This is a genomic window from Arthrobacter sp. S2(2024), from assembly GCF_036662515.1.
Taxonomy (GTDB): Bacteria; Actinomycetota; Actinomycetes; order Actinomycetales; family Micrococcaceae; genus Arthrobacter.
On the sequence record NZ_JAYKZI010000004.1, the window covers coordinates 464,372 to 487,857 of the forward strand.

At 64.0% G+C, this 23,486-nt stretch carries 23 protein-coding genes and 1 pseudogene; 7 read left to right on the forward strand and 17 right to left on the reverse strand.

What is annotated here, in order from left to right:
- Window positions 1-253 precede the first annotated feature (253 nt).
- Both VLA65_RS11605 and VLA65_RS11610 read left to right on the forward strand, forming a co-directional pair.
- A complete protein-coding gene (locus tag VLA65_RS11605) occupies window positions 254-1,057 on the forward strand; it encodes a putative protein N(5)-glutamine methyltransferase (protein ID WP_332602579.1) in 804 nt (267 codons plus the stop codon).
- 255 nt (window positions 1,058-1,312) lie between these two features.
- The gene (locus VLA65_RS11610; RefSeq protein WP_332602580.1) at window positions 1,313-2,899 is read left to right on the forward strand and encodes an MFS transporter; all 1,587 of its coding nucleotides are present in this window, start codon (window positions 1,313-1,315) and stop codon (window positions 2,897-2,899) included.
- A 112-nt stretch (window positions 2,900-3,011) separates the two neighbouring features.
- On the opposite strand, the gene VLA65_RS11615 is transcribed toward VLA65_RS11610, so the two are convergent.
- Window positions 3,012-3,536 (reverse strand): hypothetical protein, encoded by a 525-nt coding sequence (locus tag VLA65_RS11615; RefSeq protein ID WP_332602581.1) that lies wholly within the window; start codon window positions 3,534-3,536, stop codon window positions 3,012-3,014.
- 168 nt (window positions 3,537-3,704) lie between these two features.
- On the opposite strand from VLA65_RS11615, the gene VLA65_RS11620 reads away from it, so the two are divergent.
- Genes VLA65_RS11620 through VLA65_RS11630 form a run of 3 tightly spaced genes read left to right on the forward strand, consistent with a single transcriptional unit; the run spans window position 3,705 to window position 6,100 of the window.
- The gene (locus VLA65_RS11620; RefSeq protein WP_059388398.1) at window positions 3,705-4,424 is read left to right on the forward strand and encodes a response regulator transcription factor; all 720 of its coding nucleotides are present in this window, start codon (window positions 3,705-3,707) and stop codon (window positions 4,422-4,424) included.
- Window positions 4,421-5,788, forward strand: coding sequence for a sensor histidine kinase (locus VLA65_RS11625; RefSeq protein WP_332602582.1), 1,368 nt, complete (start codon window positions 4,421-4,423; stop codon window positions 5,786-5,788). Before VLA65_RS11620 ends, VLA65_RS11625 begins: the two co-directional genes overlap by 4 nt.
- A 9-nt stretch (window positions 5,789-5,797) precedes the next feature.
- On the forward strand, window positions 5,798-6,100 hold the full coding sequence (locus VLA65_RS11630) for a VOC family protein (protein ID WP_332602583.1): 303 nt from the start codon (window positions 5,798-5,800) through the stop codon (window positions 6,098-6,100).
- Between the two features lie 14 nt (window positions 6,101-6,114).
- On the opposite strand, the pseudogene VLA65_RS11635 reads toward VLA65_RS11630, so the two are convergent.
- A pseudogene (locus VLA65_RS11635) lies at window positions 6,115-7,772 on the reverse strand (IS1634 family transposase).
- A gap of 138 nt (window positions 7,773-7,910) precedes the next feature.
- Here VLA65_RS11635 and VLA65_RS11640 point away from each other — a divergent pair.
- Window positions 7,911-8,054: a hypothetical protein gene (locus tag VLA65_RS11640; protein ID WP_332602584.1), complete on the forward strand. Its 144-nt coding sequence runs from the start codon at window positions 7,911-7,913 to the stop codon at window positions 8,052-8,054.
- Here the strand turns inward: VLA65_RS11640 and VLA65_RS11645 are convergent, their stop codons facing one another.
- A complete protein-coding gene (locus tag VLA65_RS11645) occupies window positions 8,055-8,474 on the reverse strand; it encodes a GtrA family protein (protein ID WP_284990786.1) in 420 nt (139 codons plus the stop codon).
- 284 nt (window positions 8,475-8,758) lie between these two features.
- On the opposite strand from VLA65_RS11645, the gene VLA65_RS11650 reads away from it, so the two are divergent.
- On the forward strand, window positions 8,759-10,327 hold the full coding sequence (locus tag VLA65_RS11650) for a DUF2142 domain-containing protein (RefSeq protein WP_332602585.1): 1,569 nt from the start codon (window positions 8,759-8,761) through the stop codon (window positions 10,325-10,327).
- Between the two features lie 21 nt (window positions 10,328-10,348).
- Here the strand turns inward: VLA65_RS11650 and VLA65_RS11655 are convergent, their stop codons facing one another.
- From VLA65_RS11655 to VLA65_RS11720, 14 genes are all read right to left on the reverse strand, one after another.
- Window positions 10,349-11,662, reverse strand: coding sequence for a hypothetical protein (locus VLA65_RS11655; protein ID WP_284990788.1), 1,314 nt, complete (start codon window positions 11,660-11,662; stop codon window positions 10,349-10,351).
- 49 nt (window positions 11,663-11,711) lie between these two features.
- Window positions 11,712-12,965, reverse strand: coding sequence for an acyltransferase family protein (locus tag VLA65_RS11660; protein ID WP_306964448.1), 1,254 nt, complete (start codon window positions 12,963-12,965; stop codon window positions 11,712-11,714).
- A 115-nt stretch (window positions 12,966-13,080) separates the two neighbouring features.
- Entirely contained in the window at window positions 13,081-13,554 is a 474-nt protein-coding gene (locus tag VLA65_RS11665) for a Clp protease N-terminal domain-containing protein (protein WP_332602586.1), read from the reverse strand.
- Between the two features lie 7 nt (window positions 13,555-13,561).
- The gene (locus VLA65_RS11670) at window positions 13,562-13,765 is read right to left on the reverse strand and encodes a hypothetical protein (protein ID WP_284990792.1); all 204 of its coding nucleotides are present in this window, start codon (window positions 13,763-13,765) and stop codon (window positions 13,562-13,564) included.
- A gap of 31 nt (window positions 13,766-13,796) precedes the next feature.
- Entirely contained in the window at window positions 13,797-14,339 is a 543-nt protein-coding gene (locus tag VLA65_RS11675; RefSeq protein WP_059388390.1) for a GNAT family N-acetyltransferase, read from the reverse strand.
- A complete protein-coding gene (locus VLA65_RS11680) occupies window positions 14,336-14,791 on the reverse strand; it encodes an SRPBCC family protein (RefSeq protein ID WP_332602587.1) in 456 nt (151 codons plus the stop codon). The genes VLA65_RS11675 and VLA65_RS11680 overlap by 4 nt, the downstream gene beginning before the upstream one ends.
- Before the next feature lie 108 nt (window positions 14,792-14,899).
- Window positions 14,900-16,393 carry a CoA-acylating methylmalonate-semialdehyde dehydrogenase gene (locus tag VLA65_RS11685; protein WP_306964439.1) on the reverse strand — a complete coding sequence of 498 codons (1,494 nt, stop codon included), beginning with the start codon at window positions 16,391-16,393 and terminating at the stop codon, window positions 14,900-14,902.
- Window positions 16,393-17,418, reverse strand: a complete 1,026-nt coding sequence (locus VLA65_RS11690) for a Gfo/Idh/MocA family protein (RefSeq protein WP_306964437.1) — start codon at window positions 17,416-17,418, stop codon at window positions 16,393-16,395. Before VLA65_RS11690 ends, VLA65_RS11685 begins: the two co-directional genes overlap by 1 nt.
- Window positions 17,415-18,302, reverse strand: coding sequence for a sugar phosphate isomerase/epimerase family protein (locus VLA65_RS11695; RefSeq protein WP_332602588.1), 888 nt, complete (start codon window positions 18,300-18,302; stop codon window positions 17,415-17,417). Before VLA65_RS11695 ends, VLA65_RS11690 begins: the two co-directional genes overlap by 4 nt.
- Window positions 18,299-19,078, reverse strand: a complete 780-nt coding sequence (locus tag VLA65_RS11700; RefSeq protein WP_332602589.1) for an SDR family oxidoreductase — start codon at window positions 19,076-19,078, stop codon at window positions 18,299-18,301. Before VLA65_RS11700 ends, VLA65_RS11695 begins: the two co-directional genes overlap by 4 nt.
- Before the next feature lie 2 nt (window positions 19,079-19,080).
- Window positions 19,081-20,130, reverse strand: coding sequence for an inositol 2-dehydrogenase (gene iolG, locus VLA65_RS11705; protein ID WP_306964430.1), 1,050 nt, complete (start codon window positions 20,128-20,130; stop codon window positions 19,081-19,083).
- A 95-nt stretch (window positions 20,131-20,225) separates the two neighbouring features.
- Window positions 20,226-21,158, reverse strand: a complete 933-nt coding sequence (locus tag VLA65_RS11710; protein WP_306964428.1) for a hydroxyacid dehydrogenase — start codon at window positions 21,156-21,158, stop codon at window positions 20,226-20,228.
- Between the two features lie 75 nt (window positions 21,159-21,233).
- The gene (locus VLA65_RS11715; protein WP_306964426.1) at window positions 21,234-22,250 is read right to left on the reverse strand and encodes a LacI family DNA-binding transcriptional regulator; all 1,017 of its coding nucleotides are present in this window, start codon (window positions 22,248-22,250) and stop codon (window positions 21,234-21,236) included.
- Window positions 22,251-22,252: 2 nt separating this feature from the next.
- Window positions 22,253-23,470, reverse strand: coding sequence for a Gfo/Idh/MocA family protein (locus tag VLA65_RS11720; RefSeq protein WP_306964423.1), 1,218 nt, complete (start codon window positions 23,468-23,470; stop codon window positions 22,253-22,255).
- Between the last annotated feature and the right edge of the window lie 16 nt (window positions 23,471-23,486).

Consider the following 23,486-nt stretch of genomic DNA (forward strand, 5'->3'; position numbering starts at 1 on the left):
CCTGGGTCTAGTGAAAGCAACAGGAACGGCGCGGAGGCGAAGCCTCAACAGGCATGGATTTTTGTCGGTTCAAACTCAGCGGTGACCCGCTGGCCTATTCAAAAATCAGTGTTCCCATGCACCCACCCTAGACACTCCGGGCTGTGTTTGTGAACCCCGGCTTTCGTCGAAGCCGTTTCAGGCGTGGTTCCCGCCTCCACCCTCGGCTAGCATGGCCCGGAGAGCACCCCTCGGTATCCCGAAAGGCTCTCCTATGTCAGCACCCACGTTCCAGCCGTCCCATTCCGCCGTCACGGCACGGCTCCGTTCTGCCGGTTGCGTCTTCGCCGAAGAAGAGGCCCGGCTCCTGATCGCCGCGGCGCACGCTCCCGAGGAGCTTGACTGCCTGGTAGAACAACGCATCTCGGGTTTACCCCTTGAATACCTCCTGGGCTGGGCAGAGTTCTGCGGCCAACACATCGCCGTGGACCCTGGCGTTTTCGTCCCCCGGCGCCGCACGGAGTACCTCGTCCAGGCGGCGGCCCGCCTCGCCCGGCCGGGCGCCGTCGTCGTCGATCTTTGCTGTGGTTCGGGTGCCGTCGGCGCCGCTTTGCTTGCCGCGGCGGGCGGCATCGAGCTTCACGCGGCCGACGTCGACCCCTCTGCGGTCCGCTGCGCCCGCCGTAACCTCGGCCCGGTGGGCGGCCAGGTGCACGAAGGCGATCTCTATTCGGCGCTGCCGGACGCTCTTCGCGGCCGGGTTGACGTCCTGGTGGCCAACGCTCCCTACGTCCCCACGGACTCGATCGGGATGATGCCGCCAGAGGCCCGGCTGCATGAACCGCGGGTGGCGCTCGACGGCGGCTCGGATGGTTTGGATGTGCAGCGCAGGATCGCTGGGGAGGCTCCGTTGTGGCTGGCTCCCGGCGGTCGGCTGCTGATCGAAACGAGCGTCCGGCAGGCCGCGACGACGGCGGCCCTGTTCGAGGACGCCGGGCTGTCCGCGCGGGTGGTCCATTCTGGAGAATTCGATGCCACGGTGGTGTTGGGAAAACAACGGGCAATCCACCGGAAATGATCAGCAAACTGTGCGTTCCGGGGCCCTGAATCAAACGATTTGGTAACGCACCTCCGGAGCACGCCAAAATCCGCGTGATTCCGGGGCTGCAGGGGGTCCGCGGATGTCAGACATTTGTGCCCGAAAGGGTCCGGAATGGCCCCGAAATTCGGAGCCCAACTCTAAGATTGGGCGAATCTCGCGTAAAATTGAAACCCTGCCCAGAGCGGAGCAGCTGTATGTCGCAAGCAAATGATCTCCCTAGGAGAAACACAAATGCCCACAGACCGAAGCATCACCGACTCTTCAGCAGGCGCTAGGAACGCCGCTGCAACGAGCAAGAACGCACCACGCGGTGCCTCAAAATTGAAACTTCCAACACGCCGTCGACTCAAAGTATCCGACGTCAACGTCGTTGACCAGCCCATGCTGAAAAAAGCACTCGGCGGCACGATCGTCGGCAACACGATGGAATGGTACGACGTCGGCGTGTTCGGCTACCTCATCACCACGATGGGGCCGGTCTTCCTGCCCGAGGCGGACAAGTCCGTGCAGACCCTGTTCCTGCTGGGAACATTCGCCGCAACCTTCGTGGCACGCCCCCTCGGCGGCGTTGTCTTCGGGTGGTTGGGCGACAAGGTGGGCCGCCAGAAGGTGCTCGCCACAACACTCTTGCTGATGGCGGCAAGCACCTTCGCCGTCGGACTCCTGCCCGGTTACGCACAAATCGGTATCTGGGCAGCGGCACTGCTCGTCATCCTGAAGCTTGTCCAGGGTTTCTCCACCGGCGGCGAGTACGCCGGCGCCACCACGTTCGTGAGCGAGTACGCTCCGGATAAGCGCCGCGGTTTCTTCGCGAGCTTCCTGGACATGGGCTCCTACATCGGCTTCGCCCTTGGCGCGGCGCTCGTGTCCGTCCTGCAGCTCACCATCGGCCAATCGGCCATGGAGGACTGGGGCTGGCGACTGCCCTTCCTCATTGCGGGTCCGCTCGGCGTCATCGCCGTGTACTTCCGTAGCAAGATCGAGGAATCACCCCAGTTCCAAGCCACTTTGGATGCCCAGGAAGCCCTCGCCGCGGACGCCGCAGCGGGCGACGCCGCGGTAGCCAAGGGTCCCATCGGCATCGTGAAGGCTTACTGGCGCCAGATCATCCTCGCCATGATCCTAGCCGCAGCCGCCAACACGGTGGGCTACATGCTGACTTCCTACATGCCCACGTACCTGACCGAGTCCAAGGGCTACGACCCTATTCATGGCACGCTGCTGACCATCCCCGTTTTGGTCGTCATGTCAGTCTGCATCCCGTTGACGGGCAAGCTCTCCGACCGGATCGGCCGCCGGCCCGTCCTGTGGATCGGGGCCGTCAGCACGGTCGTGTTCGCTGTTCCGGCCTTCCTGCTGATCGGCATCGGCGACATTTGGTCCACGCTTGCCGGCCTGGCCCTGATCGCCTTCCCGGTCACGTTCTATATAGCCAACCTCGCCTCCGCGCTTCCGGCGCTGTTCCCGACCTCGAGCCGTTACGGGGGAATGGGCATCGCCTACAACTTCTCCGTAGCGATCTTCGGCGGCACCACGCCATTCATTGTCGCCGCCTTGATCCAAGGCACCGGCAACGACATGATGCCCGCGTATTACCTCATGGGAACGTCCGTGGTTGGCGCAATCGCCATCTACTTCCTGCGCGAATCCGCACAGCGGCCACTTCCGGGCTCCATGCCAAGCGTGGACACGCAGGCCGAAGCCCGCGAGCTGGTTGCCACCCAGGACACCAACCCGTTGATCGACCTCGACGAAATGCCGTTCGACGACGGTCCCCTCGTAGCGGCGGATCCGGACCGGGACCCCGTTCCGGCCTAGGCACACTGCCGGTCCAGACACAGGGCGGACGGGGCTGCGGGCGGCCCGCGTCTGCACAACAAGGCTGGTTATTTGTGGCGGTCCCGCCACAAATAACCAGCCTTGCCGCCATTTAAGCCTTGCGGTCGGCTTTCTGCTCCTGCATCCGCTTTGCCTGCGCCTGGATCTTCGGGCCGTAGCCGCCGTTCAGGGCTGTGTCCCTGATGTGGGTTGCCTTGGCCACCCGGTCGCCGTCGGCTGCGTCCTTCAGCGCTTTCAGGTCCGCTTGCAGCGCGGCTGGAAGCTTCGCGGCCAGTTTCGGGCGCTTGTCCAGGATGAACGTGGCGATCTTCGCGGCGCGTTGGCCGTAGTTCGGTTTGCTGCTGTCACCGTTCACGAAGAACCGCAGGGCCGCCGCGAGCGGATGCCGCGCGAGCGCCGTCTTGGCCGCCGCCGCTGTTGCAGTCCCGGCCGTCGCGGTGGGCTGGGAGGTGGCTGCCGCCGTCGTGCTCGGGCTACTTGAGGTAGCAGCGTTGGCGGCGATCACGCCGCCGCCCAGCAGGAGGCCTGCTGCGAGGACGCTGACGACGGCGGTGCGCGCTTTGGTACGCTTGCGGCCCTCAACGGGAGTGCTGGAGCTCGGGATGCTGTTGTTCATGGTCCGTGTCCTTTGTTCCGGCCGGTGGTCGATCCGCCGGCGCTCTTCACCACACTCTGGTCCGGCCGCATGAATTGATTGTTCGGCCAATGTTCGAGGAATGTAAAACCGTCCCCGGCGGCCGACGAGGACGCTCCACAGGCTTGATCCTTGCTGTTGAATGGACGCATGGAAGACAGCCGCGGATTGGTGCTGATTGCCGAGGATGAACGGGCAATTGCCGATATCCAACGCCTCTATCTGGGCCGCGCGGGTTTCGGCGTACACGTTGAGCGGGACGGGGTATCCGCGCTGGCACAGATCAAGCGGCTCAAACCGGTCGCGGTGATTCTCGACGTCGGCCTGCCCGGTCTGGACGGGATCGAGCTTTGCAGGCAACTGCGGCAGGCAGAGGACTGGACGCCGGTACTGTTCGTCACGGCCCGGGATGAGGAGGTGGACCGCGTCCTTGGCCTGGAATTGGGCGCGGACGACTATCTCACCAAGCCGTTTTCGCCCTCCGAACTAGTGGCGCGGGTCAAGGCGGTCCTGCGCCGGACCGAAGGAACCCCACGTTCCAAACCGCTCGTGCTGGGCAGCGTCGAACTGGATCCGCTCAACCGGACCGCACGCGCGGGAACCGAGGAACTCACCCTGACGGCCACCGAATTCGACCTCCTCGCGTACCTCATGGCGCAGCCTGGCCGGGTCTTTTCCCGGGAGCAGCTCCTGTCCGCCGTGTGGGGGCAGGCCAGTTATGCCGCCGGGCGGACAGTGGATGTGCACATCGCGCAGCTCCGTGCCAAGCTCGGCGAGCACTCCCCCATCGCGACGAGCCGCGGCGTCGGCTATTCGGCCGCGCCTCCCCATTCGTCCGTGCTCCGTCCCGGCGCCGGAGGAGCCACGTGAGGCGCTGGTTCGGCACACTGGCCGGACGCACGACGGCGGTGATCGCCGCCGTCGCGACCGTCGCCGTCGTACTTGCCGGCCTTCTGGCGGCGCAGCTGGTCAACGCCACGGCGGTGGACGAAGCCAAGAAGTACCTCGCGGTCGAGGCCGATTCCCTCAGCAAGCAGTCAAGCCTTGGGAGCCTGCAGGACCTGCGCACAGATTTGCTCACGCACGGCGCGAGGCTCGCGCAAATCAGCACCGACGGCCGCGTGACAGGCGGCGGGGCGAGGCTGGTGGATGCGAAGACCGTCGCGGAGGTATTGACCGGAAAGTCGGTCTCGACGTCGGTGAACGGTCCACAGAACACCGTGGTCCTCGAGGCCCGGCCCTTGGCGGCCGGCGGAGGCGTGGTGCTGGCGCAGCCCGTGTCCGAAATCCGCGCGGCCGCCGCTCCCCTCCTGAGCCGCATGCTGATTGCCCTCGCGGTCTGCCTGGTGTTCGCCATCGTCGCCGGTGGCCTGTTGGCGCAATGGTTGAGCCGGCCGCTGGTGCGTACGGCGCATTCGGCCCATCGGCTCGCAGCCGGAGAACGATCCGTGGCCGTAGCACCCGGCGGCCCGGCCGAAGTGGTGGAGGTGTCGCAGGCGCTGGCGGCCCTCGATGCAGCGCTCCGGACCAGCGAGGGCCGCCAACGCGAGTTCCTGCTCTCCATTTCGCACGAAATCCGGACACCACTTACCGCGCTGCGGGGCTACGCCGAAGCGCTTGCCGATGGCGTTGTCAGCGGAGACGACGTGAGCGGGGTCGGACGGACGCTCGTGGCCGAAACCAACCGCCTGGACCGTTTTGTCCGCGATCTCCTGGAATTGGCACGGCTTGAGTCCGATGATTTCCGCGTGGAACTCCAGCCTGTGGACACATCCTTGATCCTGCGCGAGAGTTGGCAGGCCTGGCAAGCGGTCTGCGTCCAGAACGGAATTGCCGGTCGGCTCGAACTGCCTTCCGGGCCATTGCCGGTCCGCAGCGATGGCCAGCGCCTGCGCCAAGTGGTGGACGGCTTGCTGGAAAACGCGCTGCGCGTGACCCCTGAAAGCGCTCCCGTTGTGCTCGCCGCTTACCTTTCCGGCAACGGACTCACCGTTGAAGTGCGCGACGGCGGCCCTGGCCTCACGGAGGCGGATGCCTCCGTCGCGTTCGAACGCGGTGCGCTCTTTGCCAGATACAGCGGAGAACGGCCGGTTGGAAGCGGACTCGGTTTGTCCATCGCGGCAAGGATCGTGCAGCGGATGGGCGGCCGCATCAGTGTGCGCGCGGCGCGTGAGGGCGGCGCGGCATTTGTCGTGGAGTTGCCCGGCATTCCCGCGGGCCCCCGTCAAACGTAGACTCTGCGCATGGCTGATGTTCCGGTGGGTTCGCTGCACCACGTAGAAATTTGGGTACCCCACATCAGCCGGGCGCAGGAAGAATGGGGCTGGCTGCTGGCCGAACTGGGCTACGAACAATTCCAGGAGTGGCCCGAGGGCTGCAGTTGGAAACTCGGAGGCACGTACATCGTAATCGAGCAGTCCGCGGCCCTCACGGGAAGCACGCACCGCAGGACGGAGCCAGGGCTCAACCACCTCGCCTTCCATGCCGGCACCAGGGCGAACGTGGACCGGCTCCGGGAGCTCGGCGCGGACTCGGGCTGGTCCTGACTTGGCTCATTTGCTTAGTGCGTGAATTTTTGGTGGTTGATGGCCTCGAGGATGGTTTGCTGTTCGGCGGGGATCTCGGGGGCGAAGGTCTGGGTGGTGCCGTTGATCGCGAGGGTCGCTGAGCGCAGGGGCCGGAGTTGTTTGATGACGTTAGCCACCGCGAGCCCGGTCCTGTTCTGGACGGTCCTGGAGACGGCCAGCGCGGTGAAGACGATGGTCAGGTGTGCTTCGATCGCGTCGCGGGTGCGGTGGAACATGGGTCTGGCGCGCAGGTCTGTCTTGCTCATCCGGAAGGACTGCTCCACGTGCCAGAGCTCGTGGTACGAGCCGATCACCTCTCCTGCGGCCATGACCGTCGCGGGGATGTTCGTCACGTAGCCCTTGAGGCCTGCCAGCTGCCTTGCGCGTGTCAGTGACGCCTCATCGAGGCTGCGTTTCCCGCCGGTGGTCTTGACGAAGCGCGGGGTCCGGGCCGCCTTCTGTCCCTCGATGACCTCGCGGGCCCGGTTCTCCTGGGCCGTGAGGGTGGCGGCGTCGCGGACCGCTCTCTTGCGGGAATAGGCCCACACGGCCCGCCATGATCCGTGGTGCGTGGCGGGATCCCAGACGGGTTCGGCGCGCAGGTCCGGGTTGTTCTCGTTCCGGTGCCCTGTCCTGGGAGTGATCGTGTCGATCAGCTGCCCGTCGGTGAACGCGTCGCCATGCCAGCGGAAGTGCGAGGCCAGGTCGTTCGGGGCCTTCGTCATCCGGGAGCCAACGATGAAGCGCAGGTTCGCGTCATCCAGCTCGCGCAGGTTGGACGCCGAGAGCATTCCCGCATCGGCCACGACAACCATGTCGGCCAGGCCGTGGCGGGCCTGGAACTGCTTGATGACCGGGACGATGGTCGCGGTCTCGGCCTTGTTGCCTTCGAAGCAGCCGATCTCCAGAGGGAATCCGCCGCGATCCACGAGCAGACCGACGACGATCTGCGGGTCGACGCGGCGTTCCTTGGAATACCCGACCTTGCGCAGCTCGTCTTCCTTCTCGGCCTCGAAATAGAGCGTGGTGACGTCGTAAAGCACCAGGGAGACGTCCCCGCTGGTGCTGGCGTGCTCGAAGCACCAGGTCGCGATCCGGTCCCGGTACTTGCCCGCAGCAGCCCGGCCGAGAGTGCGTTTCATCGTGGCGTAGCTGGCCGGTGCCTGGCCCAGGTCCCGCAGGATTCTGCCGGTATCCAGCAGCGATGCGGGTTCGACGACCCGGGCGATCACCAGGTCGCGGAACACCTCGTCGCCGAGCCCGTCGAATCCCAACGCCGTGAATACCCCGGCCAACGCGCCGAAAAGGATCCGCGAGTCCGTGCCCACCACGCGTCCGGGACCGTCACGCCCCAGAGGTGCCACCGTGCCCGCAATGTCGAACAATTCCGGCCCGGCAGGCACGACCAGGTGCTTCACCGGAGGCTCGGGCTCGACGCCGAGCTCGAGGACGCCCTGGGCAGGGTTCTCCAGCAACTCGCGGGCCCGCTGGAGCAGCACGCCGAGCTCGGCTTCCGTATGCGCCGAGCCCACGTGCTCCACGATCCGCTGACGACCGCGTGCTCCACGATCCGCTGACGACCGCGCACATACTCGGCGATCTGCACTGCCGTCGCCCCGGAAGCTGTCCGAACCCGCCTGATGAACACCACACCGGCGACACTAGAACAAATCCTGTTAGTGCGTGAAAAAGCACCAATCCGAACACATCACCGCAGGTCAGAGCCCCGGTCGACCGCGATGCCGCGACCCGTGAGCCAAGTCAGGTCCATGCCGGCACCAGGGAGAACGTGGACCGGCTCCGGGAGCTCGGCGCGGACTCGGGCTGGTACGAGATGTTCGAGAGCAAATATCCCCACGCCGGCGGGCCGGGCCACTACGCCGCCTATCTGGTGAATACCGACGGCTACGAGGTAGAGCTGGTAGCCGGCTGATCAGCCGTCTGCGGCAGTGGGGCTGAATTCGGAATCGTCTTGTTGATCTTTCCCGGAGTTACGGGCATCGGTGCGGAAAATCCAGTATTTGTAGAGGAAGAAATTCCAGGTCATTGTCGAAACCGTGGCCACTACTTTTCCACCCGCATAGGTGAGGGCGAGGCTATCGAAAAGATTGACGATGATGTCCGTTGCGAAGACGTTGAAAACGACTAGGAGGCCGTACCGGAACATGCTGACGTGCTGCCGGTTATTGGACTGGAAAGTATATGAGCGCTGGACGAAATAGTTGAAGACGAGGCTCGCGAGGAAAGCAGCTGGCGTGGCAAACCACAAGTCAACCCCAAAGCCTTCGTGCAACAGAACCAGCAGGCCAAGATCAATGGCGAAGGAGAGCCCTCCCACGATCAAGAATTTCAAGAGGTGGCTACGGTGGACAAAGCCCACCAAGCGCGTCACTTGAGCACGCGGGTCTAGCGCCACTGTTAGCACCCCAAAATCGTCAATGTCATATAAACTGCGGCTTCCGGCGGAGACAGCCTCGCCTCAGCGACCGCAAGGCTCGATCAATCATAACGGCTCCGGTTCCAGCGAAACGCCGCGCATCGAACCGCCAGACCGTGCCGATGGCCTGTTTCGACCGGCTTCAGGCGGTCTCGTCCAGCCGGGTTGTTGGCGATCGGGTGCGATAACGTATCAGGACGATGGTTACCACTTCTCCAGCCCTGCCACGCGCAGCACGCAGGCCGGGCGCACTGCCCACACTGCGGTTCACGTTCATTGCGTTCCCCATCATTGCCGTGCTTTCCATGATTTGGGTGTTCGCCTCACCCCTGATGTCAGTGCCCGACGAGCCGGCCCACACCATCAAAGCCGCGGCAGTCGCCCGTGGTGAGCTCACGGGAAGCTCAACAGGCAAGCAGGGCGAGCAGACTATTGTCACGGTTCCGAGATACATTTCCACCATCAGCGCCCAAGGTTGCTTCGCTTTCAAAATCGCCATGACGCCTGCGTGCGCACCTCCACTCGACCCCGCAGCGCGGGACCTCGTGCAAGCCCAAACGAGCGCCGGCAATTACAACCCGATGTACTACGCGATGGTCGGCCTTCCCTCACGGTTCATGGCGGGCGAGCCCGCGATCTACCTGATGCGCCTGATCAGTGCCCTGATCTGCTCAGTGTTCCTTGCGGCCACCATCGGCGCTGCGGCGTCATTGCGCCGTCGCTTCTGGCCAATGGCGAGCTGCCTGGTTTCCATCACGCCGATGGTGCTTTTTCTCAACGGCTCGATCAATCCCAACGCGCTTGAAGTGGTTACGACTTCTGCCTTGTTTCTCAACCTATGCGTCGTTCTCGAGAATTACCGGAATCTCAAGAACGTTCGGACGAGCATCGTTATTGTCGGGATTTCCGGAGCCGTTTTGGCCAATACCCGCGCTCTTTCGTTGCTCTGGCTGGCGGTGGCGGTAGTTTCAGCCGTGTTGATTTTCGGAATAAAGCCGATGGTCGCCGTCGTGAAGAACCGATTGGGCCTGGCCATGACCGCGCTCATCGGCCTTGGTTGCGCTGCCAGTCTCGCCTGGCTGGTCGCGGCCAATAGCCTGAGCAGCCTGACGGGTACCCCCAGTGATGTGACACCGGACCAGGCCTTCGTCACGATGCTGGACCGCTCATTCGACTATGCGTCCGGCTATATCGGAATCATGGGCTGGCTGGACACCGGCGCACCCGCCGCGGTCTACGCCTTCTGGCACTTTGCCTTTGCGGCCGTCATCATCGGCGGCCTCACCGCACGGCCTCTGCGGGCCCGGCCCGCAGTCTGGATCCTGCTTGTCGCTGTATTGATCCTGCCGCCCATCCTTCAGGCCCAGGTAATACAGCAAATTGGCTACATCTGGCAGGGCAGATACCTGCTGGCCCTGTTTGTCTTGCTTCTGCTCACCTGCGGAGTGGCCATGCGCATGCGCCCGACACCACGGGGACCATGGGCGCGTTCCCTGTCTCCGTGGCTCTTTGCCGGAGCCGTTGGCGTACACGTTTACCTCTTTGTGTTTGTCCTCCGGCGGTACACGATAGGCCTCCAAACCCATACGAACTGGACGGAAATGTTCGATCCGCTGTGGCAGCCGCCCTTCACTTGGGAAGGGCTGACAACCGCATACCTCCTGGTACTTGTTGCGGGTGCAGTCATCTCACACAGGATCCTCTTTCCGCGCATCCCGCGTTTTCCCCGGAATGTTGAGCGCAGCGAAGCCGAACTCATCACTACCTAGCGCACGGACCCCCCATCCGGGTCAGTCGAGGATGCGACAGGGGAGCTTGACGCCTTTGATCGACCAATCCGTCGGGGCGATCGGAACGATCTGCTCCGGTTCGGCCCCGGGCGTCCGGCATGCCGCTCGGGCCTGCTCGAGATGGTCCGCCCAGATTGGTCCGAACTCGCGCCCCACGGCCACGGGGAAGAAGTAGACGAGCATCAGCACGGCCAAAACGCCGAGCACCGCCGGCCGTGCAGAGCGCCCCAGAACCTCCCCCAGAAGCGGCAAGAGTGCGAGCAGGAACATGGACGGCGCAACAGCGTACCGCCCGAGGTGCAAGGCGTTCCAGCCGGCGTCGTCGAAAGCGGCGTAGTCGAGGAACGGCCGGAAGTTCAGGGCCACGGCTGCGCACGCTATGACGACCGAGCCGCCCAGGAACGCGCCTGCGGCAACCCTCTCGCGCGTTCCACCCCGAACAAGGATGAGCGCGGTCGCTGCAAGGAAGAGGACCCCCGCCAGCACCACGGGCACCCAACCGAAACGGACTACCACGCGAGATATCTGTCCGGCGGTACCGAACATTACGGCGGACGGGCCGTCGACGAACCACCCGTATACGACCGATAGCCAATTCACCGGCGGTGCGGCCGGGTTTTCGCGTGGGAACGCCAGCGTCGTGAAAACCTGCGCCCCAACGCCAACGAGGAGGGCTAGCCTCGGACCCCAAAGGCGTGCGTCCCGCAGCCTGTAGAGAAACAGGGGGACGAACACTGCGGCCTGTATTTCGGTAAGGCCCACGAGCAGCGCCGCAACCGTCAGAAGGACGCCCTCGGCCCATGTCCGGGGCCGTTTCAAAAGGAGCCACGGCGCCAAGTACAGGAAGTACCAATGCAGGTTTGCGAGGTTTCCGAGGGCCTCCTCCGGGCTGGCAGCGACCAAGACGGGCACCGCTGCGAACCCAAGCCGGACCCAGGTATTACTGGACAGCGCGGACGAGCAGTGGAACACGAGCGCGGCCACGCCGCCCACGATCAGGCACGCCGCCACGGTCACCGCGATCGCCCACGCGTCCACAGGAAGCAGTCTTACGACCAGCCACGCCACCCCGCGGGGCACGACGTGGAGGTAGCCTTGGTAGGGGGCGAAGATGCCCCGGAGGCCTGCGTCCTTGAGCACGTCATTGATGAAGATCCCGCCATCTTCGGCCCACAGGGTTCCGATAGCCGGGCCCGGGAGCCGCGCCAGCGAAATCAGTGTCGAGACCAGGACGATCGACGCGTACACCACAGGGTTCCGCGAGCGGACAGTAGGAGCGAAAAAGGCGCGACGGCGCACGGTCAGGACAGCCAAGCGGGGACCCCCAAAAGAAAATTGCAGACAGGAGGCCGATTCTACATCCTCAGCGCTTAACGCTTAGTTCCTGTTGAGGTTCGGGTTGTTGTACCTTCAACGCCGGCCTCTTCAGCTTCATCGCCGGGCGCTCTACAAAGTAGTAAGTCAAAGTGGACAAGGACAGTGTGATGGCCAGGACGAGGAGCCCGTTCAGCGGCAAGGCGAGAGTGTTTTGGCCGAACGTCCGGTGATGCCCCATTAGCCAAAAAATGACGGGCAGATGCCAGAGATAGATGCTGTAACTCATGACGCCCGTGAAGCGGAATGGCAACCATTCGAGAACACGGGCCGTCCGATTCAGGTCGTCTCCCCGGGATGACGGTAATACGACTGCGAGCAATACCAACGCCGCAGCCACCCCGGAGACCGTGGAAATTACGGGTCGGGCGAATTCAAGGGCCAGGAGCTCGATCAGCGCCGCGACCAGGACTAGTGCTGCCTTGACCCGGGTCTGCACCCGCTCCACGCCGCGTTCGTGGATCACGACCACTGCCACGGCGGCGAGCATTCCGTATCCAAAGAGATCCGCCTGCGCAAGGAAGCTCCGAAGGAAGACTGCACTGCCAGTCTGCCCGAAGCCGAAGTTCGCCGCATCGATCGGGCTCATTCGGCTTGCCGCGTCACTGGCCCAAAGCGTAATGCCCAGGCCGACGATGACCATGGCAAGCGGCGCGCACACCAAGGCGGCAGTCTTCCTCGATCCTTTTCGAATCCTCCACAGGGCAAGAAAGGCCACCAAGGGCAGGACAAAATAGAAGGTGATCTCAGCCGTCAATGACCACGACACCGGCAGGCCGCTCATGACGTACTCCGGAATGAACATGTGAACAAGAAGTACGTTGGCTGCGATCTTGAGGGGATCCGTGAGCCTGCCGATGTTTTCCGGGCCGAACCCGTGAGTGCTGCCATGAAGGTACACGGAACCGACGAAGAGTCCGGTGACAACGAAGATCACGATGTACGCGGGATAAATCCGCAGCAGCCTGTTGTATGCATAGCGGCGGATGGACGGCAGCTGCCTGCCCTGCACGATCGCGGAAACGAAGGGTCTGTACAACAGGAAGCCGGAGAGGACGAAGAACAGGGTGAGGCCCTGGTTGCAAAGCGAAAAGAGAATTTCCAACGGCCCGGTCTGCACTTGGAATGAGGTCGTCAAAGCAAGGTGGTAAACCATCACCGATAGGGCCGCAATGCCTCGGAGGCCTTCGATTCCGGCAAGGCGACGACCCCACGATGGACGTACGGTAATGGTGTCCTGCACGGGCGGTTCCCCTCAAAAGGCGGCTGCGTGATCCTGTGGGAGCTTACAGGATTCACTCAGCTGTGGTTCACTCGAGCGGAATATTGCCGCGCAAAACAATCAGGTTCGGGCCGCCTCACTCAGTTCCCGGACCTGGGTTCTGCAGCCTGTCCTTGAGTGCCGCGGTATCCACGCCCAGGTTATGGAGCAGGACGGCGGCCGGATCCGGTTCGCGCCGCTCCAGCAGTGCGAGCAAGAGGTGCCGCGTGCTGATCCTGGGGGCCTTCTCCCGCGTGGTCAGCATCAGTGAGTCCTGAATGACTGAGCGGGCGGCCGAGGTGAAGGTAGTCCGGCTGCTTCCCTTCGGCGCATTCAGCGGGCCGAAGTCCCCCAGCGTCACGCCAACGGCTTCCAGCGCCTGCTGGTCGAGGGCATCGAGCTGGGCGCGGGCGGATTCGAGGTCCGTTTCCAACGTCCGGCAGCTCCCGGGGTCGTGAAGCAATCCCAGCAGCAAATGGTCCGTGCCGATTCTCCGGTCTCCACGGCGTTTGGCTTCCTCGGCGCCGGCATGGACAGCGGTCCTGGCTTCGCCGGCAAATCGTTCAAACATGGCAGACTCACTTTCCGTATTTGGCGTGGACCGACTGCTTGGAGACGCCCAAGGCATCACCTATTTGCTCCCAGGACCAACCGTGCTCCCGCGCGAGGGCCACGTTGGTGGCCTCCACCTTCTCAGCCAAGCGATGCAGGGCACCAACGGCGCGGAGCCCGATTGCCGGGTCCGTCGCCGGGATGTGGGAAGTCAGCTCATCACCATTCATGCTGTCAGTTTGGACTGACGGCACAGGCCTGTCAATACAGACTGACAGAATCTTCCTGTCCGCGGATCGGCCTGACGCGCCGCCGCATGGCGATCCTGGGCCAACGGCTCAGGCCCACCAAGCCCTCGCATTCGAGGATGCCCCGGAGTCCATCGTCCAACAGCTCCGGGCCCAGCTCCTCGAAACCCAGCCTGCGATAGTAGGGCGCATTCCACGGAACATCCCGGAAAGTGGTCAGGGTCAGCCACTCCAAGCCCTGGGCCTGAGCCCACTTTTCGGCAACATCGAGCAGCTCGCTCCCCAGACCTTGCCGCGCATGCGACGGATGGACGCTCAATTGCTCCACGTGCGCATTGCCGTCGAGGTGCTCAATCAGAAGATAGGCCACGGGAACATCTGACGTGTCGGCAAAGACCAAGGCGCCACCGCGCGCCTGGTAGAGAGCCATTTCCGTGACGGTCAATGGCTCGTCATCTGCGATGGCGTCCATTCCACAGGAGCGGAAGATCTCCCCCGCGGCGAACTCGATCCCCCGGAGCCGTTCCAGTTCGTCCGCGCGGGCCGTCCTGATCATGCGGCGGCACCGTTGCGGGCAAGGTATTCGTTGCGCTGTTCGATGAGGTTCCGCAGGTATCGCCCGAGGAAAGCCTTCTCCGCAATCCGGCCCATAACGCCGAAAGGCGCCGCGAACTCGACGCGATCGATCATGAGCGTGCCGCCGTCGTCGGGAATGAACTCGTGCATGTGCCGGAAGAAGCGAAAGGGGCCACGCACTTGCTCGTCCGTAAACGATTCAGGGAATCGAAACCGCGTGATGCGGCTGCTCATTCGCAGAGGTACAGCGAAATGCCAGGCCTGCCAGGTGACCTCGTCGCCTTCCGAGAGCAGTCCGGACACGACGCCGGCAACCGCACGTTCCCGGGACTTGGCCATGGAGCCGACGTGCGCGTCGACATTGCGGGCGAGGTCGAAGAGCTCCCCCGGTTCCATCCCGATACGCGTGTGGCATGTGAACGACACAGTCATGCTTCGATCCTGCCATCGTTTCGAAACACCCGTCGACCCGACTAGCTCGCAGTTAATGCCGCTATGAAGGCTCAAAACGACATCTACTGCGAGTCAGTTGAGTGGCGACTAGTTGGACGGGAAGTTGTACGAAGCTCCTGAGGCGTGGGTCGATTCGGGCCAGCGGGAGGTGATGACCTTGCCGCGGGTGTAGAAGGACACGCCTTCGGGTCCGTAGATGTGCTTGTCCCCGAAGAGCGATGCCTTCCAGCCGCCGAAGGAGTAGTACGCCACCGGAACGGGCAGAGGCACATTGATGCCGATCATTCCAACGTCCACTGAACGTTGGAACTTCCTGGCGGACGCTCCCGAGGAGGTGAAGATCGCGGTGCCGTTGCCATAGGGATTGGCGTTGATGAGCCTGATGCCTTCATCTAGGTCCTCCACGCGCACAACCACCAGGACAGGCCCGAAGATCTCCTCCTGGTAAGCGCTCATTTCGGTCTTGACGTGGTCGATCACGGTGGGGCCAACCCAGAAGCCTTCCTCATGCCCGGGAACCACCAAGTCCCTGCCGTCCACGACCATCGCGGCGCCGGCCTGCTCTGCTTCTGTCACCGTCTTGACGATGAACTCACGGGATTCGGGGCTGATCACGGGACCCATGTCCGCGTCTGCGTCGGTGCCGTTCTTGACCTTGACGTCGAGGGCACGCTCTTCGACCTTCTTGACCAGCAGATCGGCGGCATCGCCGACGGCCACCGCAACAGAGATTGCCATGCACCGCTGACCGGCGGAACCGAACGCGGCTGCGGCCAGGTGGTCGGCGGCGTTGTCGAGGTCGGCGTCGGGCATGATGATTGCGTGGTTCTTCGCCCCGCCCAAAGCCTGGACCCGCTTGCCGTGCGCCGTCGCCACTTCAAGGATGTGCTTGGCAACGGGGGTGGAACCCACGAAGGAGATGGCGTCCACGTCCGGGTGCGTCAGGAGCCCGGAGATGACATCGCGGTCTCCGTGGAGGACCTGGAAGACGCCGTCCGGCAGCCCGGCGTCCTGGAACAGCTTGGCCAGCAGCATCGCGGCCGAAGGAACGCGGTGCGAAGGCTTGAGGATGAACGCGTTGCCTGTCGCGATCGCCATCGGCGCCATCCAGAGCGGCACCATGACCGGGAAGTTGAAGGGCGTAATGCCCGCGACGACGCCGACTGGCTCGCGGAAGGAGAAAACATCAATCCCGGTGGAGACCTGGTCCGAGTACTCACCCTTGAGCAACTGCGGGATGCCGCAAGCGAACTCGATAACCTCCAAGCCACGGCCGATCTCGCCCTTGGCGTCGTTGAGGACCTTGCCGTGTTCGGCGGTGATCAGGGCCGCGAGTTCGTCCACGTGGGAAGCGACGAGCTCGCGGAACTTGAACAGCACGGCAGTGCGCTTGGCCAGCGAAATGTCGCCCCAGCTTGCAGCAGCCTTCTTTGCGGCGGCGACGGTGGCGTCCAAATCAGCCAGGTTGGCCAGGCGAAGCTCGGCCGTCACGGCACCTGTGGCCGGGTTGTAGACGGGCTTGGTACCCGTTCCGCTGCCCGCAGTCTCGGCTCCGCTGATGAAGTGGTTGATGATGGTCATTACTGCTCCTGTAGTAGGTGGTGCTCCACGGCATGTACGTCGTTGACATCCCGCGGCAAGCCGGTGGCGAGTGATTCCTGGAGCGCCAGGCGGACGGCCAGGTTCTGTTCGGTCAATTCCCTCTGGACGAGTTCGGGTCCGGAGTTACGCACCCACGCACTGAACCGCTCGATTTCGGTCTTGAACGGGTCTTCCCCGATGTCGACAGACTCGCTCCGGCCATCGCGGAAGGACACGGTAACGCGGGCAATTTCGCCCGGATCTGGGTCGAAGGCCTTGTCCAGGGTGATGTGGCCTTTCGTGCCGATGATCTGGAACGTGTTGGTGCGCGGGCCTTCGAAGCCGCAGTCCAGTGTTCCCAGGACGTCCCCATAGTCCAGGATCGCGGCCATGGTCGTTTCCACCGGGTCCGTGCGGCTTGTGCCTTTGCCGTAGACGGTTTGCGGCGCGCGGCCCATGACCATGTTCATGATGTCGACGGCGTAGCATCCGACGTCGTTGAGCGCACCTCCGTCCATTCCCGGCTGGAGGCGGACCTCGCCTTCGCTTCGGTCCATGACGAAATGGAAGCGGGCGTGCATGGACACCAACTCGCCGATCTTGCCCGAGTCGATGAACTCACGGACCTTCTGGTGCTGGGGGTGGAAGCGGTACATGAACGCTTCCATCAGGTTCACCCCGTTGCGTTCGCAGGCTTCCAGCACCCGGCGGTAGTCGTGGGTGTTGGCGACGAGCGGCTTCTCGCAAAGGATGTCCTTTCCAGCCTCGGCGGCCGCAACAATCCAGTCGGCGTGCAGCGAGTTGGGGAAGGGCAGGTAGACGGCTTCGATGCTTGGATCGGCGAGCAATTCCTCGTGGGAAGAATAGGCGGCGGGGATACCGAAGCGCTCTGCGACTTCGGCGGCCTTTCCGTTCGGGCTGCTGATGGCCGACGCCACGGCGTTCCGGGCGCGGCTCATGGCGGGCAGGAACCTGCCCTGGGCGATCCGTGCCGTGGTCAGCACTCCCCAGCGGACCGCGCTCATCGCTCGATTTCCGTTTCGAGTTGACGCAGGAAGGCCACGGACTGCCGGACATCCCGGACCGGGCCGTCGTCGGTGGGTTCGGTTTCGAGGATGGTGTCTTGCTCCATGGTGAACCAGCCTTCGTAGCCGGCATCCAGCAGGTCCCGGACGATTCCGGCAATGCCGACGTCGCCTTGACCCAGCGGTACGTACATCCCTGCCTTGACGCCGTCGGTGTACGAAATCTCCCCGGCCTGGACCCGCTGCGCGAAGGCGGTTCGCACGTCCTTCAGGTGGGTGTGGCCGATGCGGGCAGCGTAGCCGCGGACGAGCAAGGCCGGATCGGTGCCGCCGATGAGCAGGTGGCCCGTGTCGAGGCACAGGTTTGCCGCGGTGTCGTTCAAAACCCGGTCAACATCCGAGGTGCTTTCGATCATGGTTCCCACGTGCGGGTGGACCACCGCCTGGATGCCTTTGTCAGCGGCGGCTTTGACCACGGCGTCGAGGTTCCTGCCGAACAGCTCCCAGCCTTCGGCGTCGAGCTCGTGGCGCTGGTCGTAGCCTGCGACGCCGGTCTCCGCGGCGAGGACCATGACGCTGGCCCCGGCTGCTTCGTACGCGTCCAGCTCAGCCGACACGACATCCAAGGGGTTCTTGGACGGATCGTGCAGGATGACTGGGAAGAATCCGCCGATGGCCTGGAGGTTGTGCCGCTTCAGCACCTCCGCGCGTTGGGTGGCCTGCTCGGGGAGGAAGCCGGCGGGGCCGAACTCGGTGGCGCTGATGCCCAGGGCGGTCATTTCGGACAAGACCCTGTCGGCCTCGAGCTGGTGGCCCCATCCGGGGACTTCACAGACGCCCCAGGAGATGGGTGCTGCGGCAAGGCGCTTGGTGATGGTGCTCAATCTGATCCTCCGTATACGTTTTGGTCCCAGTCGATGACCGAGCCTGTGACAACACCGCTCCTGTCGGAGAGGAGAAAGACAATGAATTCGGCGATCTCGTCCACTTGCCCGAGCTTTCCCATGGGGACGGATGCGTTGGCCTTTTCGAGCCAGTCCTCCCCTGCGCCGTGGAATTTCTTCTGGGTTTCGGCTTCGCCGTCCGTGGCGGTCCAGCCGATGTCCAGCCCGTTGATGCGGATCTTGTCCCAACGGTGCGCATGCGCCGCATTGCGGGTCGCCCCGGCCAGGCCGGCCTTGGCGGCCACATACGGCGCCAAATACGGCTGCCCGCCAAGTTCAGCGATGGAGATGACGTTCACGATGCTTCCTGGCACACCCCTGCTACAAAGATGCTTGATGGTTTCGGCCATGATGAAGAATGGCGATTTCAGGTTCACCGCGATGTGCGCGTCAAAAAGCTCGGGCGTGGTGTCCAGCATGGTGCCGCGGGTGGTCAGGCCGGCCGCATTGACCGCGCAGTCGAGTTGCCCGAAGACGTTGATCGTCTCAAGCACCGAGTTCCGGGCCTGTTCGACGTTGGCGAGGTCGGTCTTGATGAACCGGGTCTCGATGCCGGAAGCTGTGAGCTCCGCGGCGAGCCGTTCACCTGAGTCCGCGTTCCGCCCGGTGACCGCGATGCCGGCCGCACCTTCGGCAGCTGCGCGTCGTGCGACGCCGGCCCCCAAACCTTGGGTACCTCCGCTGATGAGGATCACTTTGTCTTGGAGAAGTGGCATGGCTACGGCTGCCCGATCTTGACTGCGTTCTCGACCTTGACTGAGTTCTCGATCCTGACTGCGCGGCCCGAACGGGCGGACTCCTCGGCCGCGTTGGCCAGGGCTAGCGCCTGCAGGCCGTCGTCGAATCCTGGACTGCAGGCAGTGCCCGAGCGGATGGCCCTGGCGAAACTGTCCAACTCGTTCCGGTAGGCCTCGGCGTAACGCTCAAGGAAGAACGGCAGGTAGGCGTCCGCCTCTTCGGCGCCGGCCGCACCATACTTGCGCACCGTCGTCGGGGCCACGTTGTTCGCGTTGAGCATCCCTTCGCTGCCGAACGCCTCCAGTCGCTGGTCGTAGCCGTAGGCGCTGTGGCGGGAGTTGGTGATGGTGACAAGTTCGCCGTCGCGACCCCTCAGGGTGATGACCACGGAGTCGAAGTCACCGGCTTCCTCGATGTAGTCGCAGAACACGTTGGCGCCCGCGGCCGACACCTCGACGATGTCCGGCACGAAGAACCTGGCCATGTCCAGGTCGTGGATGCTCATGTCCCGGAAGATCCCTCCCGAGGTGGCAATGTAGGCGGCCGGGGCCGGCGCGGGGTCGCGGCTGATGATGGTCAGCTGTTCGAGGCGGCCGATCTCGCCCGCCACAACACGGCGCTGGATGGCCGCGAAGTTGGGATCGAAGCGCCTGTTGAACCCGAGCATAAGGGGAGTGTTGTTTCCCTTGATCACGTCGCGGCATGCGAGCGCACGGTCGATGTCGAGGTCGATTGGCTTCTCGCAGAGGGCCGCCACGCCTTGCGCCATGGCACGCGAGATCAGCTCGACGTGCGTGCTGGTGGGCGAGCCGATCACGACGGCGTCAAGGTCACCGTTCGCGAAGACCTCGTCGGCAGTCTCGACGGCGATGGCTCCGGTCCCGGCCGCCAACGTGCGGGCCCCTTCGATGAAGGGGTCGGCGATCCAGGCCAATTCCAGGTCCGGGTGGGCAGCGATGTTCCGGGCGTGGACTTGCCCGATACGGCCCGATCCGAACAGCGCGACTTTGAGGGGTCGATCAGTGGACATGTGCAGTGGTCCTTTCTAGTGGGCTGCCCGGAGAAGACCGGGGCCTTGGCTTGGTTCTGGAGAGTTGAAGGGGACATGCTCAACTGAGGGACCGGTCATGGCCCGGCCACCGCCGCGGGCGTGCGCCCTGCGAGGACGTCAACCGCACCCTGGGCGGCGTCCCTGACGGTGTGCGCCATGCCTTGACGTGTGAAGCCCATCAAGTGCGGAGTCAGGACCACGTTTTCGTGGTCGAACAGCGGGTGGTGCGCGGGTGGCTCGGGATCGTACACATCCAGGCCTAGACCGGACAGGTGTCCCGACTGCAGCGCCTCGTGGGCGGCGTCGAGGTCGATGAGGCCTCCACGGCTGCAGTTGATGAGGACCGCTCCGGGCCTCATGGCTTTGAGGCGGTCCGCGTTGATGAGGTTCTGGTTTTCGGGTGTCAGGGGCACGTGGAGGGTAGTGAAGTCACTGCCCTCAAGGAGCTCCTCTACGGTGTCGCACCGGATTTCCGGGGGAACCTCCGCGAACGGATCATAGGCGAGGACCTTGAGCTCGAAGGCTTCGGCGATCCGCGCCACCCGGCGGCCAATGCGGCCGTATCCGATGATGCCGAGCGTGAATCCCTCGAGGTCTCCGACGCCGACGGCGGCCCGCTGCTCCCAGCGTCCCTCACGGACCAGCGCGGTCAGCGGAGAGAGCTTCTTGACCAGGGCGAGCAAGTGGGCGAACACGCCTTCGGCCACCGAGGCGGTGTTGCTCCCGGGCGTGATGACCACCGGAATTCCCCGTCGATTGGCCTCGGCGACGTCCACGAGCTCGGTTCCGACGCCGGTCCGGGCGATGACTTTGAGCGCCGGCATGCGGTCCAACAGTTCCCGGTCCACGCGGTAGGCGGCCCTGACAATTGCTGCATCGGCGTTGGCCAGGTCCTCGTCGGTGGGGTCCTGAATGAGTCGCTGGTGTTCAGAGAGGAGCGGTTCCACCAGGTCGGGTTCAACGCTGCCGAGAGCGACGAAGATTTGGGGTGTGGTTATGGAAGCCATCGTCATCCTTGAAGATGTGGAGGTATGGGGCTGCGCCGAAAACGGCGTAGTTACGAGGTGTTAGAGGCCTCGGTTTTAAAGGCCCAGGAGGCTGGACTTCCGCACGACCAAGTGGGGCGTGACGGAATGGTGGACGAAGCCGCTGCCTTCACCATGGATGCGTTCCAGGAGGGTCTTGGCCCCTGTGACGCCAATGGTGGAGCTGTCCGGGTCAACGGTGGTCAGTCCCAGGCGCGGCATTGCACCGAGCGCGATGTTGTCATAACCGGTGACGGCTATTTCGACGCCGCGTTCATCGGCAGCGGTCATGGCACCAAAAGCGGCGAGGTCGTTGATGCAGGCCAGCGCCGTGGGGCGCTGGTGCGTGGAGCGGGAACCAAGCGCCCTTTGGGCGGCAACATAGCCGGACTCCTGGAAGAAGTCGGCGTCGACCACGCGGATATAACGGGCCAGACCGTGCTCTTCCATTGCCGCCGAATACCCGTCCACGCGTTCGCGGCCAACCGAGCCACCCAGGCCGCCAAGGTGCACGATGTTCTCGTGTCCCTGGGCGATCAGGTGCTCAACAACCATGGACATGCCGAGGGCATCGTCGCTCCGCACGATATCGGCGGTATCGATGTAGTCCGGTCCGCCACCTGCAAAGACCACAGCCCCGCCGGAAACGGCACGGCTGAACGGTGCTTTGTCAGGCACGGTTCCGACGACGAGCAGGCCCGCGACCCGCAAGTCCCGGAAGGCCTGGAGGATGGACTGGTCCACTCCCCTGCCCGCCGCGGTGACCGCACTGAAGAGGACGGTGTGCCCGGCCTCTTCAAGTACGGTCCGTGCGGCGTCTGCGACGTCAAAGGCCCACGGGTTGTGCATGTCGCTGACCAGCACACCGATGGTTCCGCTGTCCCGTGTTGCCAGGGACCGGGCTGCGAGGTTCAACTCGAAGCCCATCTCTTCAACAGCCTTGAGCACCCGCTGGCGGCGTTCGTCGCTGACGCGCGGTGAGTCGCGCAGCACGAGGGAGACCAAGGACTTGGAAACGCCGGCGCGTTCTGCCACGTCCATGATCGTCGGCCGCCGGGCGGATGGAGGTGCCATGGTTATGCCCGCGCTGCCGTGGTGCCGTGGATTTCCTCGATCTTCTGCCATTGACCTGACAGCGAGGACGCTTCGGCGGCGCTGACAATGGCAGCGGCCGATGCGGCGTCGTGGATGTTGGAGTTTTCCTGTGCTCCTCCAGTGACGGCGACGAGGAACTTCTTGGCTTCGATGACCTTGAGGTCGTCAAAACCCATGCTGTTGCCGGGCCCGGGCTGGAAGTGAGCGTAATCGCCGTGACGGGGACTGGCGTTGACCGTGGTGTAGCCTTGCTCGTCGTTGTTGCGGCCCAGGCAGACCTTGAGTTCGTTCATGCGCTCGAAGTCCCATTTGAGCGAGCCTTCGGTCCCGTAGACTTCGATCTGGTAACCGCATTCGGGTCCCACGGCAACGCGCGAGGATTCGATGGTGCCGACGGCGCCTGCCCCGCGGGCGGACGGGCCGAAGCGGACCAGCGCTGCAGCGTAATCCTCATTCTCGACCTCTCCCATTTCACCGTTTTCGATCACCGCGAAGTGCGTCCCTGACCCCATCGCCAGCTTGGGGCGCTGCGTGTAGACCGTGCTTGTGAGCGCGGTTACCTCGGCGATGGGCCCAACTACATATTGGCACAGGTCGGTTGCGTGGCTGAACAAGTCCGCCAGCACGCCGGTGCCGGCGAGTTTCCGGTCAAAGCGCCAGGACAAAGCGCCGTTGGGCTCGGAAGCGTATCCGGAGAAGAACACTGCGCGGACGTTCGTGATGCGCCCAAGGCGCCCGTCCGCGATGAGCTTCCTGGCGTGCTCCACGGCCGGGGCGTGGCGGTAGTTGTAGCCGATGGAGGTCACGACGCCGGCCTCCACGGCGGCTTCCTGCACGGCTACGGTTTCTTCGTAGCCGCGTCCAACAGGCTTTTCGATCCAGAAGTGCTTGCCGGCTTTGGCAGCCGCGATGCCGATTTCGGCATGCAGGAAGTTGGGGGCGCAGATGGAAACGACATCGACGTCCGGGTGGTTCAGGACATCGTGGTAGTCGGTGGTTCCTTCCGCGAAGCCGAGGACATCGCGGGCGTAGTCCACCCGGTCCGGCGCTGTGTCCGCCGCGATGACGAGCTTGGTGGTCAAGCCAAGCTCGGGGTAGGCGTAGGGGACCGTCTGGTAGGCGCGCGAGTGGAGCTTTCCCATCCATCCGACGCTGATAAGGCCTACACCGACTGTGCGGGATTCTGGGCTCACGTTCATGCCTTTCTCGTTGAAA

What these genes read in the sequence shown, in the direction of transcription:
- VLA65_RS11605 (WP_332602579.1), top strand. Translation starts at nt 254, where the DNA reads ATGTCAGCACCCACGTTCCAGCCGTCCCATTCCGCCGTCACGGCACGG.
- VLA65_RS11610 (WP_332602580.1), top strand. Translation starts at nt 1,313, where the DNA reads ATGCCCACAGACCGAAGCATCACCGACTCTTCAGCAGGCGCTAGGAAC.
- VLA65_RS11615 (WP_332602581.1), bottom strand. Translation starts at nt 3,536, where the DNA reads ATGAACAACAGCATCCCGAGCTCCAGCACTCCCGTTGAGGGCCGCAAG.
- VLA65_RS11620 (WP_059388398.1), top strand. Translation starts at nt 3,705, where the DNA reads ATGGAAGACAGCCGCGGATTGGTGCTGATTGCCGAGGATGAACGGGCA.
- VLA65_RS11630 (WP_332602583.1), top strand. Translation starts at nt 5,798, where the DNA reads ATGGCTGATGTTCCGGTGGGTTCGCTGCACCACGTAGAAATTTGGGTA.
- VLA65_RS11650 (WP_332602585.1), top strand. Translation starts at nt 8,759, where the DNA reads ATGGTTACCACTTCTCCAGCCCTGCCACGCGCAGCACGCAGGCCGGGC.
- VLA65_RS11665 (WP_332602586.1), bottom strand. Translation starts at nt 13,554, where the DNA reads ATGTTTGAACGATTTGCCGGCGAAGCCAGGACCGCTGTCCATGCCGGC.
- VLA65_RS11670 (WP_284990792.1), bottom strand. Translation starts at nt 13,765, where the DNA reads ATGAATGGTGATGAGCTGACTTCCCACATCCCGGCGACGGACCCGGCA.
- VLA65_RS11675 (WP_059388390.1), bottom strand. Translation starts at nt 14,339, where the DNA reads ATGATCAGGACGGCCCGCGCGGACGAACTGGAACGGCTCCGGGGGATC.
- VLA65_RS11680 (WP_332602587.1), bottom strand. Translation starts at nt 14,791, where the DNA reads ATGACTGTGTCGTTCACATGCCACACGCGTATCGGGATGGAACCGGGG.
- VLA65_RS11685 (WP_306964439.1), bottom strand. Translation starts at nt 16,393, where the DNA reads ATGACCATCATCAACCACTTCATCAGCGGAGCCGAGACTGCGGGCAGC.
- VLA65_RS11690 (WP_306964437.1), bottom strand. Translation starts at nt 17,418, where the DNA reads ATGAGCGCGGTCCGCTGGGGAGTGCTGACCACGGCACGGATCGCCCAG.
- VLA65_RS11700 (WP_332602589.1), bottom strand. Translation starts at nt 19,078, where the DNA reads ATGCCACTTCTCCAAGACAAAGTGATCCTCATCAGCGGAGGTACCCAA.
- iolG (WP_306964430.1), bottom strand. Translation starts at nt 20,130, where the DNA reads ATGTCCACTGATCGACCCCTCAAAGTCGCGCTGTTCGGATCGGGCCGT.
- VLA65_RS11710 (WP_306964428.1), bottom strand. Translation starts at nt 21,158, where the DNA reads ATGGCTTCCATAACCACACCCCAAATCTTCGTCGCTCTCGGCAGCGTT.
- VLA65_RS11715 (WP_306964426.1), bottom strand. Translation starts at nt 22,250, where the DNA reads ATGGCACCTCCATCCGCCCGGCGGCCGACGATCATGGACGTGGCAGAA.
- VLA65_RS11720 (WP_306964423.1), bottom strand. Translation starts at nt 23,470, where the DNA reads ATGAACGTGAGCCCAGAATCCCGCACAGTCGGTGTAGGCCTTATCAGC.